Source organism: Bartonella sp. CL266QHHD (genome assembly GCF_042195355.1).
Classification (GTDB): domain Bacteria; phylum Pseudomonadota; class Alphaproteobacteria; order Rhizobiales; family Rhizobiaceae; genus Bartonella.
On record NZ_JBHIOD010000033.1, the window covers coordinates 55,244 to 72,056 of the forward strand.

14 protein-coding genes are annotated in these 16,813 nt (G+C 34.9%); 6 read left to right on the top strand and 8 right to left on the bottom strand.

Annotated features, from left to right (window positions below; genetic code table 11):
• Positions 1-5: 5 nt before the first annotated feature.
• From rsmG to rho, 4 genes are all read right to left on the bottom strand, one after another.
• Entirely contained in the window at positions 6-653 is a 648-nt protein-coding gene (rsmG, locus tag ACFIK7_RS02955; protein ID WP_375630633.1) for a 16S rRNA (guanine(527)-N(7))-methyltransferase RsmG, read from the bottom strand.
• Complete coding sequence (gene mnmG / locus ACFIK7_RS02960; protein ID WP_375662912.1) at positions 653-2,521, bottom strand: tRNA uridine-5-carboxymethylaminomethyl(34) synthesis enzyme MnmG; 1,869 nt, start codon at positions 2,519-2,521, stop codon at positions 653-655. The genes rsmG and mnmG overlap by 1 nt, the downstream gene beginning before the upstream one ends.
• A gap of 106 nt (positions 2,522-2,627) precedes the next feature.
• Positions 2,628-3,935, bottom strand: coding sequence for a tRNA uridine-5-carboxymethylaminomethyl(34) synthesis GTPase MnmE (gene mnmE, locus ACFIK7_RS02965; RefSeq protein WP_375630629.1), 1,308 nt, complete (start codon positions 3,933-3,935; stop codon positions 2,628-2,630).
• Positions 3,936-3,967: 32 nt separating this feature from the next.
• A complete protein-coding gene (gene rho, locus ACFIK7_RS02970; RefSeq protein WP_015857121.1) occupies positions 3,968-5,233 on the bottom strand; it encodes a transcription termination factor Rho in 1,266 nt (421 codons plus the stop codon).
• A 549-nt stretch (positions 5,234-5,782) separates the two neighbouring features.
• On the opposite strand from rho, the gene ACFIK7_RS02975 reads away from it, so the two are divergent.
• From ACFIK7_RS02975 to polA, 6 genes are all read left to right on the top strand, one after another.
• Positions 5,783-6,622: a pyruvate, water dikinase regulatory protein gene (locus tag ACFIK7_RS02975; RefSeq protein ID WP_273790174.1), complete on the top strand. Its 840-nt coding sequence runs from the start codon at positions 5,783-5,785 to the stop codon at positions 6,620-6,622.
• Complete coding sequence (locus ACFIK7_RS02980; protein ID WP_375662913.1) at positions 6,619-7,215, top strand: Maf family nucleotide pyrophosphatase; 597 nt, start codon at positions 6,619-6,621, stop codon at positions 7,213-7,215. The genes ACFIK7_RS02975 and ACFIK7_RS02980 overlap by 4 nt, the downstream gene beginning before the upstream one ends.
• The gene (locus tag ACFIK7_RS02985; RefSeq protein ID WP_375662914.1) at positions 7,208-8,080 is read left to right on the top strand and encodes a shikimate dehydrogenase; all 873 of its coding nucleotides are present in this window, start codon (positions 7,208-7,210) and stop codon (positions 8,078-8,080) included. Before ACFIK7_RS02980 ends, ACFIK7_RS02985 begins: the two co-directional genes overlap by 8 nt.
• Entirely contained in the window at positions 8,077-8,661 is a 585-nt protein-coding gene (coaE, locus tag ACFIK7_RS02990; RefSeq protein WP_273790177.1) for a dephospho-CoA kinase, read from the top strand. Before ACFIK7_RS02985 ends, coaE begins: the two co-directional genes overlap by 4 nt.
• A gap of 4 nt (positions 8,662-8,665) precedes the next feature.
• A complete protein-coding gene (dnaQ, locus tag ACFIK7_RS02995) occupies positions 8,666-9,373 on the top strand; it encodes a DNA polymerase III subunit epsilon (RefSeq protein ID WP_273790178.1) in 708 nt (235 codons plus the stop codon).
• 299 nt (positions 9,374-9,672) lie between these two features.
• Complete coding sequence (gene polA / locus ACFIK7_RS03000) at positions 9,673-12,582, top strand: DNA polymerase I (protein WP_375662915.1); 2,910 nt, start codon at positions 9,673-9,675, stop codon at positions 12,580-12,582.
• A gap of 5 nt (positions 12,583-12,587) precedes the next feature.
• Here polA and ACFIK7_RS03005 read toward each other — a convergent pair whose 3' ends face one another.
• From ACFIK7_RS03005 to ACFIK7_RS03020, 4 genes are all read right to left on the bottom strand, one after another.
• Complete coding sequence (locus ACFIK7_RS03005) at positions 12,588-13,451, bottom strand: endonuclease/exonuclease/phosphatase family protein (protein ID WP_273790180.1); 864 nt, start codon at positions 13,449-13,451, stop codon at positions 12,588-12,590.
• Positions 13,452-13,563: 112 nt separating this feature from the next.
• Positions 13,564-14,337 (bottom strand): Bax inhibitor-1/YccA family protein, encoded by a 774-nt coding sequence (locus ACFIK7_RS03010; protein ID WP_273790181.1) that lies wholly within the window; start codon positions 14,335-14,337, stop codon positions 13,564-13,566.
• Positions 14,338-15,463: 1,126 nt separating this feature from the next.
• On the bottom strand, positions 15,464-15,967 hold the full coding sequence (lspA, locus tag ACFIK7_RS03015) for a signal peptidase II (RefSeq protein WP_375662916.1): 504 nt from the start codon (positions 15,965-15,967) through the stop codon (positions 15,464-15,466).
• Complete coding sequence (locus ACFIK7_RS03020) at positions 15,957-16,811, bottom strand: RNA methyltransferase (protein ID WP_273790183.1); 855 nt, start codon at positions 16,809-16,811, stop codon at positions 15,957-15,959. The genes lspA and ACFIK7_RS03020 overlap by 11 nt, the downstream gene beginning before the upstream one ends.
• Between the last annotated feature and the right edge of the window lie 2 nt (positions 16,812-16,813).

Here is a 16,813-nt window from a genome sequence, read left to right on the forward strand (position 1 = left end):
TTGCTCTACCCTCTATATGATCGAATATGAGAAATTTCCAAAATAACAGAATTTTCATCAACTTTACTTTTATGTTTTAACAGATCAAAGTGCCAATTGGCAGAGGCATTTTTTATTTCTGTAGCGTAATCCCGACCTTTTTGCAAAAGAGCTATAGTTTTTTCTGTTAATAAAGGAAAAATAAGTTGTAAAAGAGTATTAAGCGGCGCTAATCCCCGTGCCGTTATAATATCAGACATGGGAATTTTTTGATATATATCTTCAATCCTAGCGTGATAAACCGTTGCTGGAAGATTAAGTTGAGCAATAACTGTTCGCAAAAAAGCAACTTTTTTCCCATTACTTTCAACAAGATTAATATGTCCTTCTTTTTTTTCTTTCAAAAAGATAGCAATCACAATTGCAGGAAAACCTCCTCCTGATCCTAAATCACACCAATGTAAAGAATGAGCATACAAAGGAAAAATTTGTGCTGAATCTAGAATATGTCGTGTCCATAGATCTGGTATTGTTGTAGCAGATATCAAATTAATATGCGCATTCCATTGAAGTATTAAAGACTCAAACTGAATTAAATTTTCCATTGTTTCACGTGAAACAGAAGGAACAATATTTAATAATTGTTGATATTTTTTTTCTATAGAAAAATCCATTAAGCTGTTTTAGCCTTTTCACGTCGTTGACGTTGAATATATGTAATAATAAGAGATAACGCAGCGGGTGTCATGCCATCAATTTTTTGTGCATCAGCAATTGAACGCGGCGATAATTCTTTAATTTTTGATTTAAGTTCATTTGAAAGACCTGAAATTGCCTGAATATCAAGAGAAGAAGGAATTTCTAAACGCTCATCTCTCTGAAGAGAAGCAATATCTTGTGCTTGTTTATCTAAATAAACCGCATATTGTGCTTCAATTTCTAAAGATTCTGCTGTTTTAGAATCAATTTTTTGTAATTGTGGCCAAAAATCTGAAAGACGCTCTAAGGTCATATGAGGATAAGCAAGAAAATCATAAGCCGAACGCCGAATTCCATCATGATTAACATGTAATCCATGAGCAGAAGCTTCATTAGGTGTTAAAAAAATATTTTGACATATTGATCGTGCTTGATCAAGCCGTTGTTGTTTTTTCTGATAACATTCCAAACGTATTTTACTCACAATACCCCATTTTTGTGCCAAAGGTGTTAAACGCGTATCAGCATTATCAGATCGTAAAGATAAACGAAATTCGGCACGTGATGTAAACATCCTATAAGGTTCACAAACACCACGTGAAACCAAATCATCAACCATAACACCAATATAAGCCGTAGATCGACTTATAAGTATTTCATCTAATTTACCTACTTTACGTGCAGCATTTAATCCAGCTAAAAGTCCTTGTGCTGCTGCTTCCTCATATCCTGTTGTACCATTAATTTGTCCTGCTAAAAATAAACTTGGTAAAGAGCGTAATTCTAAGCTTCTCGTTAATTGTTGTGGATTAACAAAATCATATTCAATAGCATAACCAGGTTGCAAAACTATAGCATTTTCCAATCCTTCAATGGTTTTCAATAGAGAAATTTGCACATCTTCAGGAAGAGAAGTAGAAAGACCATTTGGATAAACGGTATCATCATTTAATCCTTCTGGTTCTAGAAAAATCTGATGTCCATCACGTTCTCCAAATTTAACAATTTTATCTTCAACAGAAGGACAATAACGTGGTCCTAACCCTTCAATATTTCCAGAATATAAAGCAGAACGATAAATATTCTCACGAATAATTTGATGTGTTTTCTCATTTGTACGTGTTATTGCACATTCAATTTGTGGTTGTTCAATTTTCTCTGTTAAAAGAGAAAAGGGTATGGGATTTTCATCTGCTTGTTGTTTTTGGAGAGCTTCCCAAGCAATTGTTTTTTTACTCAAACGAGCAGGGGTTCCTGTTTTTAATCGACCAAGTTTTATATGATAATTTTTTAAACGTTTAGCAAGTTTCACACTTGACTGATCCCCCATACGTCCAGCAGCCCATGTTTTATCACCAATATGAATAAAGCCATTTAAAAACGTCCCTGTTGTTAAAACAACAGCACCAGATAAAATTATTCCTTGTTTTTTTAAAATAACACCTGATACACAATTATCTTTAACAACCAGATCAATAACTTCATCCTCAATAAGAGTAAGATTTTCTTGTTCTTTTAATAATTTTTGAATTTCTTTTTTATAAAGTTGTCTATCTGCCTGTGTTCGTGGTCCTCTTACTGCCGGTCCTTTACGTCTATTAAGTAGTCTAAACTGAATTCCAGCAGCATCTGCTGCTCTTCCCATGAGACCATCTAATGCATCTATTTCCCGAACTAGATGCCCTTTTCCAAGTCCACCAATAGCAGGATTACACGACATTGTTCCCAATGCTGATATTTTATGTGTAACAAGCGCTGTTTTGGCTCCTACACGTGCTGAAGCTGAAGCTGCCTCACAGCCAGCATGACCACCACCAACAATAACAACATCATATGATTGCATTTAATTCATTCCGTAGAAAATATTCTAAGGTTTCACGTGAAACAATATATAAATTACATAATCTTTATAATCTGTCTATGAAATAATCAATGTTTCACGTGAATCATTATTTACCAACACAAAATTCTGAAAAAATAATATCAAGCAAATCTTCAACATCAATATCTCCTGTAATTTTACCAAGAAAATCACTTGCACAACGGAGATGTTCTGCACGTAAACTGAGATCAAGAGAATGATAATTAAGAGAAAATTCAATCTCTTTAACAGCCTCCTTTAACAATTGAAGTTGTCTTTTACGTGCTGGAACAATATTTCCAATTTCAGAAGCACGATGATGACAAAATGATTCAAGTTCTTTTATAAAATAATCAAAATTTAAACCAGTTAATGCGGAAAATTGTATAGACCAACGCTGATCATTTTTTTCATAAAGATCAAGCTTATTGCCAACACACCATATTTCAGCCGATGTTTCTGGTAAATCAACCTGCTTAGGATTTCCTATATCATAAACCAAAATAACCAAATCAGCTTCCATAACATGCTGTTTAGCAACTTCTATTCCCATTTGTTCTATTTTATTCTCTGTTTTTCTAAAACCAGCAGTATCTGTTAAAAAAATAGGTAAACCACCAAGAATAATTCTCATTTCTAAAGCATCACGGGTTGTTCCTGCTTCTTCCGTTACAATAGCAACAGATCTTCCTGAAAGACGATTCATAATGCTTGATTTTCCAGAATTAGGAGCACCGGCAATAACAATTTTTAATCCATCACGTAAAATACTCGCACGTTCTCCTTCAATAATATATTCTCGAAGAGAGGTACAAAGATCTTCAATATCTTTCCAAACTTTATCAGATATTGCGTTGGGAATATCTGCTTCATCAACAAAATCAAGTTCTGCCTCAATAAAAGCACGCGCCTTCATAAGCTTATGACGCCAATCACGATAAAGCGTCGTTAAATGTCCACTTGTACCCATAACAGCTAAACGCCGTTGGCTTTCCGTTTCTGCTTCTATTAAATCAGCAAGACCTTCTGCTTGAACAAGATCTAATTTTCCTTCCATAAAAGCGCGACGTGAAAATTCACCTGCCTCTGCAATACGGCATCCAGAAAATGTCGATAATTCATCGAGAAAACGATTAACGACGGCTTTTCCTCCATGTAAATGGAATTCTGCACAATCTTCCCCCGTAAAACTATGAGGAGCAGGAAAAAAAACAGTTAAACCAGAATCTAAAAAACTACCATCACGAGCAGTAAGATTTCCATAATGCATAAAACGTGCTTTAGGTAAACGACCACAAAGCGTTTTAACTATATCTACAACATGAGGACCAGAAAGCCGAATGACTGCAACCCCTGAAGGTAACAATCCACTCGAAACAGCAAAGATTGTATCCACAGGTCTTAATCCTAATAAAAACTTTAATGACTCTACGTATTCATTGAATCAAAAAATTCACTATTATTTTTTGTTTGCTTTAATTTATCAATCAAAAATTCAATTGCATCTGTTACATTCATAGATGCTAAAATACGACGAAGAACAAAAATTTTGTGTAAATCTTGTCGTTCTACCAGAAGTTCTTCCTTACGCGTTCCTGACTTTAAAATATCCATAGCAGGGAAAATACGCTTATCAGCAACTTTTCGATCAAGAACAATTTCCGAATTACCTGTTCCTTTAAATTCTTCAAAAATAACCTCATCCATACGACTTCCTGTATCAATCAAAGCCGTTGCAATAATGGTTAAAGATCCGCCTTCTTCAATATTACGTGCTGCACCAAAAAAACGTTTTGGACGCTGGAGAGCATTTGCATCCACACCACCTGTTAAAACTTTACCCGAAGAAGGAACAACTGTATTATATGCACGCCCAAGACGTGTAATAGAATCGAGAAGAATAACAACATCACGCCCATATTCAACGAGACGTTTGGCTTTTTCAATGACCATTTCTGCCACTTGTACGTGACGTATTGCTGGTTCATCAAAAGTAGAAGAAACCACTTCTCCTTTCACTGAACGCTGCATATCAGTAACTTCTTCTGGTCGTTCATCGATTAAAAGAACAATGAGATAACATTCAGGATGATTAGTGGTAATAGAATGAGCAATATTTTGAAGTAAAACTGTTTTTCCCGTCCGAGGAGGAGCTACAATTAACCCTCTTTGTCCTTTTCCCAATGGAGATATCAAATCAATCACGCGTGATGACATATCTTTCTCTGTAGGATCTTGTATTTCCATTTGGAAACGTTCATTTGAATAAAGAGGAGTGAGATTATCAAAGTGAATTTTATAACGAATCTTTTCAGGTTTTTCAAAATTAATTGTATTAATTTTAAGGAGAGCAAAATAACGTTCTCCCTCTTTTGGACTGCGTATAGGACCCTCAATTGTATCACCTGTCTTTAAAGAAAACGACTGTATTTGTGCAGGTGAAAGATAAATATCATCAGGACCAGGAAGATAATTAGCATCAGCAGATCTCAAGAATCCAAATCCGTCTTGTAAAACTTCAACAACACCCTCTCCTATAATTTCTACATCTTGTAGAGCAAGTTTTTTCAAGATAGCAAACATTAATTCTTGTTTGCGCATAAGGGAGGCATTTTCAACTTCTAATGTTTCAGCAAAAGAAACAAGCTCAACGGGATTTTTGCTTTTAAGTTCTTGTAGTTTCATTTTTTGCATGAAATATGCTCTTTGTAATGGAGAAGATTGTTCTAAATAATTTATGGAAATTTATGAGTGAAATATTATTAAGAAAAAAATATTCTACACTCAATTTTTTTAATCTGCAAGTACCATTTATATGAAATTTATTCCTGTAATATTAAGTAATTATATGAAAAACTTGAAAAAATATAAAATCCAAATAGTATTTAATTATTTTAATAACAAAAATGTAAGTTAAATTTATAGCATTAATGAAATGCTATTCAAAAGTATTTTTACAGAAATTTATATTAATAAATTTATATTAAAGAAAGGATTATTCTTATTTATAACTGTGTTTAGTGTGGATTATTATTTATCCTCAATTTTATCCACAAAAGGAAGTTAAAAAAGAATAAAAATAACACTATCTTAAAGATATTATCCCCTCTTTTTTTATAAGAGGGATTAAATTATTACAAGCATTTAATTTGTGCATAAAAAAGGAGAATTTTTCCTAAATTTTAGTTTTATAAAAAACGGTGAAGATATATACACATATCTTAACAAGGAGTTAAAATTTTTGTGACAAAAGAAAAAAAATTCTTTCATTTACACATGCTTTCTGATGCAACGGGAGAAACATTAATCTCTGTTGGAAGAGCTGTAGCATCGCAATATGCAATGAGTCAGGCAACAGAGCATATCTATCCTATGATTCGTAATAGAATACAGTTACAAAAAGCTCTTGATGAAATACAACAAGAACCAGGTATTGTTCTTTACACAATGATTGATGAAGAATTTAAACTTCTCCTTCAAAAAATGTGTAAAAAAATAAAAGTTCCCTGTATTGATATATTACATCCTGTTTTAAATGCTTTTCAGTCTTACCTTGGAATGCCAACACATTTACGTGCGAGCGCACAACATGATCTTAATGCGGATTATTTTCGCCGTATTGAGGCACTGGATTTTACAATAGAGCATGATGATGGACAGTCTTCCAGTAGCTTATCCGAAGCAGATGTGATTCTTGTGGGAATTTCAAGAACCTCTAAAACGCCAACAAGTATCTATTTAGCAAATCGCGGAATAAAAACGGCTAATATTCCTCTTATTCCTAATATTGATTTGCCAGAATCCCTTTTAGAGGCAAAAAATTCTTTAATTATTGGTTTAATTGCTTCAGCTGAAAGAATCTCACATATCCGCCAAAATCGAGATTTGGGAGAAAGTTTTGCTCTTGATAATTATACAAATCGTATCAACATAGCTGAAGAATTAATCTATGCAAAACGCATTTGCGAACGTTTTGGTTGGCCTATTATTGATGTCACAAGACGTTCTATTGAAGAAACTGCTGCTGCAATATTTGAACTGTTATCACGATTTCGTGAAGGAAATGAGAGAAAATTCTCATGAACACAGATACGTTAATATTAGCATCTCTTAGTTTTTATCGTGCAAAATTATTAAAAAAAGCAGGCTTAAATTTTTCCATTGAAGGAGCTTCTTTTGATGAAAGAGAAGTAGAAAAAAAAGCAAAAGAAAAAACACCTAAAGAACTCAGCTGTTTTCTTGCGAGCGCAAAAGCAAAAAATGTTTCAGATCGTTTTCCTGATGCTTTCGTTATTGGTTGTGATCAAGTTCTTGATTTTGAAGGTCAAGTTTTTCACAAAGCAACAAATATTAAAGAAGCACATCAACGTTTATGTGAATTATCAGGAAAAACCCATTCTCTTCATAGTGCGGTAGCTTTATTTAAAAATGGTCAAAAAATTTGGGTTGAAGCTTTTAGTGCACATATGTCCGTCCGTTTACTCTCATCAGAATTTATTGAACGTTATTTAGCACGCGTAGGAAAAGATGTTTTAAACAGCATGGGAGTATATCAAATTGAAGGAGAAGGAATTCATCTCTTTGAAAAAATTGAAGGAGATTTTTTTACCATTGTTGGTTTACCTTTACTGCCTCTACTCATAAAACTGCGCCACTTAGGAATTATTGATGGTTGACTTAACAATAAAAAAAACAAATTATCCGCGTGCTTTTGTTGTTGGTTCTCCAATTCATCATTCAAAATCGCCAAAAATTCACAATTTTTGGCTTAAACAATATTGTTTACAAGGAGAATATCTTGCACAAGAAGTAACATCTGAAGAATTCAGTCATTTTATTGCGTCTTTACAAAAAATAGGCTTTTGTGGAGGAAATGTTACTTTACCTTATAAACAGGAAGCTTTTCGTTTAGCAGATTATAAAGATGAGAGAGCAACAATGATTGGTGCTGTTAATACACTTTGGTATGAAGGAGATAAGCTTTGTGCCACGAATAGCGATGCCTATGGTTTTAGCGCTAATCTTGATGATTTTACATCTGATTGGGGAGGGGAAATAGCTCTTGTTTTTGGAGCAGGTGGTGCCGCACGCGCTATCATATATGCCTTAAAAAAACGCGGATTTGAACAGATTTATCTGATTAACCGTACAAAACAACGCGCTGATAATTTAGCTCAGCATTTTGGAAAAATCATTAAAGTTTACGATTGGCATAAAATCCATGAAATACTTCATCAAGCTGATTTGATTGTTAATACAACCTCTATTGGTATAAAAAGTCCAGAAGAAAAAAGTGATTCTTTTTTTTGCGATTTTCATAAAGCAAAAAAAACGGCGTTAGTAACAGATATTATTTATACACCATTGATAACTCCTTTTTTACAACAGGCAAAGGCTTGTGATCTCAAGACGGTTGATGGGCTTGGGATGCTTCTACATCAGGCTGTTATAGGGTTTGAACAGTGGTTTGGAATAAGACCACAGGTAACAAAAGCTTTACGGACAGCTATTTTAGAGGATATGAGTGAAAAAAGAGAATGAAGATCATAGGATTAACGGGATCAATTGCTATGGGAAAATCAACAGTTGCTGATTTTTTCAAGCAAGCGGGTATTTCTGTTTTTAGTGCTGATGAAGCAGTAAAACAGCTTTATAAAAGTGAGCCAGCTTTGTCATTCATAGAGCGTATTTTTCCTGGTGTTGTTGAAAACGGTGAAGTTAACCGTTTGAAACTTTCTGAAATTTTGATTGATGATAAAGAAAAATTACAAACATTAGAAAAAATAATTCATCCTTTGGTGCAAGAAAAAGAAAGGGAATTTATTGATATAGCGCGTGAACAAGGGAAAAAATTCGTTATTCTTGATATTCCACTTTTGTTTGAAAAAAATGGTGAAAGTCGTGTGGATAGCGTTATTGTTGTTTCTGCTCCACCAGAAATACAAAAAGAACGTGTCATGATTCGCCAAGGTATGAATGAGAAAAAATTTGCCTTTATCAATGCTCAACAAATGCCAGATGAAAAAAAACGAGAACGTGCTGATTTTATTATTGATACAGGGAAAGATTTAGAGAATACACGTCAACAGGTTTTTGATGTAATAAAAAAACTAAAGAATTGAAGTTATGCGGGAAATTATTTTTGATACAGAAACAACAGGTTTAGATAAAGAAAAAGATCGCATAATCGAAATTGGTTGTGTAGAAATGGTTGATCGTTATCTTACGGGGCGCCAATTTCATGTTTATTTAAACCCTGAAGGCGTTATTATTCCTGATGAAGTTGTAGCAATTCACGGATTAACCAATGAACGCCTAAAAAACGAGAAAAGTTTTAGTGATATTGTTGATGAGTTTTTAGAATTTATCAAAGACGCGACAATGATTGCGCATAATGCGAGTTTTGATATTGGTTTTATTAATGCAGAATTAAAACGTGTCAACAAACCGCTTATCAGTGTTGATAATATTCTTGATACACTGGCTATGGCGCGGCGTAAATTTCCTATGGGTCCTAATTCTCTTGATATTTTATGCAAACGTTTTGGAATTGATAACAGCCATCGTGTTCTTCATGGTGCTTTGCTTGATGCAGAGATTCTAGCCGATGTTTATATTGAGCTTATCGGTGGAAAACAAGGTGTATTGGGTTTTGATAACAGAAGGGGTGTTGATGAACATATCCAGAATGATAAAGATACATCTTATGCCGTTAAAATTCGCCCACAGGCTTTACCTTCAAGATTGAGTACGCAAGAAAAAAAGTTACACGCTGATTTTATCTACAAAATGGGTGAAAAAGCTCTGTGGAATAATTTCAAAATTCATGAATAACATCATCTTTTCTCTAAAAAAGTCACGATTGAAATTAAAGAATATCGATGTCAAAAAAAACGGTCGTTGTGGGGAGGGGAACACCACAACGACCCTGTCGCTACATCGTACCTCAGCTATCATAGGAGGAGCAAAATGAAAGCTATTAATCCTGTAACAGCAAAGAAAAGCTCTAGGTACTTAATATAAAGTGCAACGACTTCATGTCTTATGAAAAGAAAAAATGGCTTTTTAGAGGCAAAGTGAAAAAATATATAAGGACAAATTGTTTTTTTAGCTGAAATGGAGAAAAAATTGTAATGAAAGCAACAGATCATCTTTTTTTGGTTGACGGATCAGGCTATGTTTTTCGTGCTTATTATGCTTTGCCGCCTTTAAAACGTAAAAAGGATGGACTTCCTGTAGGAGCAGTAGCTGGTTTTTGCAATATGTTATGGAAATTACTATGTGATGCTCGTAATACAGCTACGGGTGTTGTTCCAACACATTTTGCTGTTATTTTTGATTATTCATCTGATACTTTTCGGAAACAAATTTATCCTGAATATAAAGCGAATCGCGCTGAACCTCCTGAAGATCTAATTCCTCAATTCGCGCTAATACGCCAAGCAACGAAGGCTTTTAATTTGCCTTGTATTGAAAAGGAAGGCTTTGAAGCGGATGATTTAATTGCTACCTATGCAAAATTTGCAACAAAGGTTGGGGCAAAAACAACCATTATTTCTTCTGATAAGGATCTTATGCAACTCGTAAATACGCATGTATCTTTGTATGATGGAATGAAAGATAAGCATATAGGTATCTCAGAAGTTATAGAAAAATGGGGTGTTGCGCCTGAAAAAATGATTGATTTACAAGCATTAATTGGAGATTCAACAGATAATGTACTGGGTATTCCAGGCATTGGTCCAAAAACTGCAGCTCAGTTATTAAATGAATTTGGTTCTCTTGATCTTTTATTGCAACGCGTAACAGAAATTAAACAAACAAAACGGCGTGAAAACATTCAAGCTTATAGAGAACAAGTTAAAATGTCTCGTGAACTTGTCAGGCTTAAAACAGATGTTCCTATAGATAATGATTTAGATGATTTTGTTTTGGAGCCACAAGATGGTCCACGTTTAATTGCTTTTTTGAAAGCGATGGAGTTTTCAACATTAACGCGTCGCGTGGCAGAGGCAACGTCATGCGATGCAGCTGTTATTGACGCACTTGATATAGATGTTGAATGGGAAAAACTAAGCCCCAGGCATGATTTTGAGATCAAGAATACTGAGCACGCATCTCTTCATAGTTTTTCTGAAAATTCTCCACAAGTTTTTGCACAAAAACGTAAAGATCAAGCGCTGACTCAAAAAATTACAAGAGCTGCTTATACAACAATTCTTGATGAGAAAATTTTAAAAGAGTGGTTATCACAAGCACAAGAGCAGGGTTTTTTCGCTTTTGATACTAAAACAACATCTCTTGATCCGATGCAAGCAAAGCTTGTTGGTTTTTCACTCGCATTACAGCCGGAAAAAGCAGCTTATATACCTCTTGAACATTTTGATGAAGGAGAAGAGGACCTTTTGAGGGGCGGGCGCATTGCCTCACAGATTGAGGCCCGAAAAGCTTTAGCACTTTTAAAACCGATATTAGAAGATTCAGCGGTGTTAAAAATTGGTCATAATATAAAATATGATTGGTTGGTGATGAAGCAATACGACATTATGATAAGCTCTTTTGACGACACCATGCTTTTATCATATGCTTTTGATGCTGGAACTTTAACCCATAATATGGATGATTTGTCTGAACGTTGGCTTGAGCATAAACCAATTGCCTATAAAGATTTAACGCATAACGGAAAAAAAATTACTTCTTTTGCACAAGTAGATTTAAAACAAGCAACCCTTTATGCGGCGGAAGATGCTGATATAAAGCTACGCCTTTGGCAAGTATTGAAACCACAACTTGTTGCTCGTGGGATGACAAAAATTTATGAGCGTCTTGATCGACCCCTTGTAAAAGTTCTTGCAAGAATGGAAGAACGGGGGATTCTTATTGATAGGCAGATTTTATTGCGTCTTTCTGGAGAGTTGGCACAAGCTGCTTTGATTCTAGAAGAGGAAATTTATAAACAAGCTGATGAAAAGTTTAATATTGCTTCGCCAAAGCAATTAGGGGATATCCTTTTTGGCAAAATGGGATTGCCTGGAGGCGCCAAAACTAAGGGTGGACAATGGTCAACTTCTGCACAGACTTTAGAAGAGTTGGCTGCTGAAGGTCATATTTTACCGCGTAAAATTATTGAGTGGCGTCAACTTGCAAAGCTAAAATCTACCTATACAGATGCCTTGCCTTCTTATATTTTTCCAAAAACAGGGCGTGTTCATACGAATTATTCTTTGGCAATAACATCAACAGGTCGGTTATCATCATCAGAGCCAAATTTGCAAAATATTCCAGTGCGAACTGCTGAAGGACGTAAAATTCGAACAGCTTTTATTGCTCCCAAAGGACATGTATTGCTTTCTGCTGATTATAGTCAGATTGAATTGCGCATTCTTGCACATATTGCGGATATAAAAGCATTAAAAGAAGCTTTTGCTAAAGGGCATGATATTCACGCTATAACGGCATCACAAATGTTTGGCGTTGCAATAGAGGGAATGCATTCAGATATACGACGGCGTGCAAAAGCGATTAATTTTGGTATTATTTATGGTATTTCAGCTTTTGGATTAGCTAATCAATTGGGAATTTCACGCCAAGAAGCGGGTCGTTATATTCAACTGTATTTTGAAAGATTTCCAGGAATTAAAGATTATATGGAGAAAACTAAAATCTTTGCACGTGAAAATGGTTATGTAGAAACAATCTTTGGACGTCGTATCCATTATCCAGAAATAAAAGCAAAGAATGTAAAAATTCGTTCTCTTAATGAGCGAGCAGCTATCAATGCTCCAATTCAAGGTTCTGCGGCCGATATTATTCGCCGCGCTATGATACATATGGAAGATGCTTTAAAAGAAGAAAAACTATCAGCAAAAATGTTGCTGCAAGTGCATGATGAACTGATTTTTGAAGTACCAGAAGAAGAAAGTAAAAAAACCATGACTGTTGTTAAAAATGTTATGGAAAATGCTACAATACCGGTTCTATCTTTATCTGTACCGCTTGAAGTAAAAGTCATGACGGCTCAAAATTGGGATGAGGCACATTAATTTTTTTATTTATTTTTAAGAATGTTGATTGCGTTAGAAAGATTAAGATAGGCTTTGATAGGCAAATGATCTGAAGCAATGCGTGCAAGCGGTGAAAGATGATTTTCAATACTTGTTACCAATTGGTGGGGAAAAGAAAAAACTCTATCAAGGGCTAAAAAAGGAAAGCGAGAGGGAAAGCTTGGTACAACTTCAAAAGTGCTATCAAAATAGGGAGAAAAATGATTTAAAGATGAGCCTTTTCCCATCCGCCATTCATTAAAATCTCCTATAAGGAGTGTAGGCATAAGGGGGCGTTTTTGGAAAATTTCAAGGAGCATTTTTGTTTGTTGTTTACGAGAGTAACGTAATAAGCCAAAATGAGCCGCAATAATACGAATAGGGCCTGCTTCCATTTCCAACTCTACAACTACAGCCCCACGTGGTTCAATACTAGGAAGAGTGACTTGTAAAGTATCACGTACATATCCCTTTCGCAAAAAAAGAGCATTCCCATGCCAACCATGGCCATGAGGTGACATAGTATTAAGAGGTACAGGAATCAAACCGGTTTCAGCTTTTAATAGCTGAAGATTAATCAAACCAATGCGTTCCCCAAAACGTTTATCTGCTTCTTGAAGAGCAAGAATATCAACTTGTAATTCAGTAATAACACGGACAATTCTTGTAGGATTAAAAATTTTATCAACACCTACACATTTATGCACATTATAGGAAGCAACGGTCAGATCATAATTACTATTTTGATTGATGATGTTTGATTGATGATGAGAGCGGCTGTGAATTGCATTAAAAAGGGAGCTGTGGAGTTTTTGTTGGATAAAACCGGTAAACCAAGGGAATTTTTGCTTATAAGGTATTTTTGTCATTTTACGAAAAGAATAGTCCCTAAGAGGCCAAGGGTAAAGACTTACACTAAAAACAAAAGAACCTTGTCTCTTTTAGAAACAAGGTTCTTTAATTAAGTTATGATTTTTGCAATCAATCACGGTTTGAGCCAAGAAACTGTAGCAAGAAGACAAACATATTGATGAAATCAAGATAAAGATTCAACGCGCCCATAATAACTTTACGTCCTCTGGTATCGCTTTCATCTCCTTCATAATACATCAACTTAATGCTCTGGGTATCGTAGGCTGTTAAACCAGCAAAGATAAAAACACCAATCACAGAGATAGCAAACTGCAAAGCGCTTGATCCAAGAAAAATGTTCACAATCATGGAAAGAAACAAGCCGATCAATCCGATGAATAAGAAGGAACCGATTGCTGTGAGATCACGCTTTGTTGTGTATCCATAAAGTGAAAGAGCTCCAAAAGTTGCGGCGGAAATGACAAAGGTTTGCACAACACTTTCTGTCGTATAGCGCAAAACGATTGAAGACAGTGAAAGACCAACCAGAGCAGCATAACCAAAAAAGAGACTACGAGCAGCATTTGTGCTCAATGTATTAATTTTAAAACTGAGGAATAAGACTGCTATGAGTGGTGCAAACATAACAATATAAGAGAATGGCGATGTATAAAATGTTACTCCAAGTGGTGTTAGATAAACACTGCTATTGATTTGAGCTGCTGCTTGGCTCATATCTGTTGTCGTTGCTAATGATACAATTGCATAAGCGGCAGCAGCTGTAATAAGCAAACCAATGGCCATTGCATTGTAGACACCCAACATATAGTCGCGTAATCCCTGATCAATTGATGCATCGGCATGAGAAGCAGGTGCCGAACGTAAATCTTTAAAATTAGCCATAATATAAAATCCTTTAGCATATGTTCTGTCAGGTATAGGGCTTTAAAAGTGTCTCTGTCATTACACAGATAAGCTTGGTATAAGCCTTAATTGGGCAAATACAAAAACCCTTAAGAATCACTGACAGAATTCCAGCATATATGCTCTTATTATGGAGATTTATTTAAAAATTACAAGAGATTTATATGAAGAAGGAACCTTACAAATTGGTAAGGAAATAGTTCATTTTAATAAAAAATATTTCCATTTTTTGCCATATTTTTGCAAGATAAAAAGACTACATTCAAAAAATTTTCTATTATTCACAGAAACTATGTAATACAATCCCTTATAAAATATTCACTATTTTTGCGTTTATGAGAAGAGCGGCAAGTATCATCACACTATTTTTCAACTTCCAATATTGCATCTGTTTTGCACGGTTATAAGAGCTATTGAATTGGATTTTTATATAATATATTGATATGTAATGATAAATTGTCTTTTTGAGTACTAAATGATACTCTAAATATCGCAAGCTTCTCTGGTTTCAAATCTGTTCATATTAAATCAATCAAGATTATTAACTTGCTTGTGTCTTGCAAGAGACAGGGTTTTTATGGATTCAACATGAACAGATTCCAAATAAAAGAGATTTAGGCTATTAAGGGCTTTTATTCAATATGAAAAAAGGTAATTTATATTTATAATCAATATGTTGCTTTAACAAGACACCATTGAAAATAGTTGAAAAAATGTTTTTTATTAAGCAATATATAAAATAAAAAAGGAGAGTTTTTAAACGAAGCACTTAAGAAAAGCTCTGTAAAAGCGATATCTGTAAAAACTAAAAAACATACGAAAAGCAATTGTTCTAATTAAATAAATGGAACTTTAAATGCTGTGAAATATCTCCTCAAAAATTATGATGTAGGACACATGGATAAAAAATATTGATTTCTATTTGAGTTCATTTCTTTTGCACTAACTAAGTGTAGAAATGTGAAGTTGAAAAGAAAGTAAGATCTTATCGTCCCATGAAGAGAAACACGTGAAATGACGAGCAACAAGAATTGATTAAGAGAAATCAATGCGTAATCAGACTTGTGATGATCAAAGATCTCTGTTTTCTAAGGCAATGAACATATCAATGAGAAGATGTACTATTGGAATGAGGCTTTGCTTTCATCCAAGTACGCAATTCTTCAATAAGGATGGCAATAACACCGAGAGTGATAAAACTATCTGCAAGGTTGAAAATAGCAAAATAAAAAATATCATCAATATGAAAAAGTATATAATCAGTGACATGATGAAAGCGAATACGATCAATGAGATTGCCGATGGCTCCTCCAATAATAAAAATAAGGCCAAAGCGCATTAAATACTTATTATATGCAGTATTTTTCCATAACCATAGAAGGAAGATAATCACAATGATCGTGATGGCGATGATTCCCCACTGAGAAAAGGAAGAAAAAAACGAAAATGCGATGCCAGAATTGCGCACATGATAAAGGGAAAGAAAAGGAATAAGCGAAATTTCTGTTCCTAAAGGCATATTGTGCATAACCCAGTATTTGACAGCTTGATCAAGTACTACTGTAAAAGCCAAGCCCAAGAGAAGAAAAGGGAGTGATTTACGAATCATGTTTTTCCTCACATGGTTCCAGTATTAAATAGGGGCGACGGATTTCATAAAGCATAACAGCTGTTGCTACAGCTAGATTAAGCGAGTCTGCTCGTCCGCTTTGTGGAATACGCGTAAGTTTATCACACCGATTCGTAAGAAGATCTGATAATCCCTGTTTTTCATTCCCCATTAAAAGGATAATAGGGCCATTTTTGAAGTCAAGTGTGCGATAATCCAGAGATCCTTTGAGGTGTGTTCCAACGATCATACCTTTAAAGTGAGAAGACCAGTTTAAAAAGGCGCTTTCATCAAAACGATAAAGTGGTACAGAGAAAATAGATCCCATGGTTGCACGGACCGTTTCAGGCGAGAAAGGGTCTGTTGTTTCACCAATTAAAATAACACCTTTAGCACCTACAGCATCAGCGGTTCGAATAATGGTACCAAGGTTTCCAGGATCACGCACACGATCAAGCGCGATGTAAACATCTTTAATCTGTCCTTTTATCATTTCAAAAGAGTGCCATTTTTGCTTGAAAATACCAATAACTGTTTGTGGGTTATCGCGTCGGGTAAGTGATTCCATAACTTTTTGTGAGGCTTTAATAACAAAACCACCGTTGGCTACAGCACGTGCGGCAGTATTTTCGATAGTAGCATTACCGATTTTACTTTTAGAAAAAATAAGCGTCTGTATTGTCCAGCCAAGATTGAGAGCATCAATGACCAATTTCAATCCTTCTGCCATGAAAAGACTTTCTCTATTACGGTTTTTCTTTTGGCTAAGTGCTTTAAGATCTTTTATGATGGGGTTGCTAAGAGAGGTAATTTCTTTCACTCTACCAGTTTTGGGTCTACACATAT

What these genes read in the sequence shown, in the direction of transcription:
- rho (WP_015857121.1), bottom strand. Translation starts at nt 5,233, where the DNA reads ATGCAAAAAATGAAACTACAAGAACTTAAAAGCAAAAATCCCGTTGAG.
- rsmG (WP_375630633.1), bottom strand. Translation starts at nt 653, where the DNA reads ATGGATTTTTCTATAGAAAAAAAATATCAACAATTATTAAATATTGTT.
- polA (WP_375662915.1), top strand. Translation starts at nt 9,673, where the DNA reads ATGAAAGCAACAGATCATCTTTTTTTGGTTGACGGATCAGGCTATGTT.
- ACFIK7_RS02985 (WP_375662914.1), top strand. Translation starts at nt 7,208, where the DNA reads ATGGTTGACTTAACAATAAAAAAAACAAATTATCCGCGTGCTTTTGTT.
- ACFIK7_RS03010 (WP_273790181.1), bottom strand. Translation starts at nt 14,337, where the DNA reads ATGGCTAATTTTAAAGATTTACGTTCGGCACCTGCTTCTCATGCCGAT.
- ACFIK7_RS03020 (WP_273790183.1), bottom strand. Translation starts at nt 16,811, where the DNA reads ATGTGTAGACCCAAAACTGGTAGAGTGAAAGAAATTACCTCTCTTAGC.
- mnmG (WP_375662912.1), bottom strand. Translation starts at nt 2,521, where the DNA reads ATGCAATCATATGATGTTGTTATTGTTGGTGGTGGTCATGCTGGCTGT.
- lspA (WP_375662916.1), bottom strand. Translation starts at nt 15,967, where the DNA reads ATGATTCGTAAATCACTCCCTTTTCTTCTCTTGGGCTTGGCTTTTACA.
- coaE (WP_273790177.1), top strand. Translation starts at nt 8,077, where the DNA reads ATGAAGATCATAGGATTAACGGGATCAATTGCTATGGGAAAATCAACA.
- ACFIK7_RS03005 (WP_273790180.1), bottom strand. Translation starts at nt 13,451, where the DNA reads ATGACAAAAATACCTTATAAGCAAAAATTCCCTTGGTTTACCGGTTTT.
- ACFIK7_RS02980 (WP_375662913.1), top strand. Translation starts at nt 6,619, where the DNA reads ATGAACACAGATACGTTAATATTAGCATCTCTTAGTTTTTATCGTGCA.
- dnaQ (WP_273790178.1), top strand. Translation starts at nt 8,666, where the DNA reads ATGCGGGAAATTATTTTTGATACAGAAACAACAGGTTTAGATAAAGAA.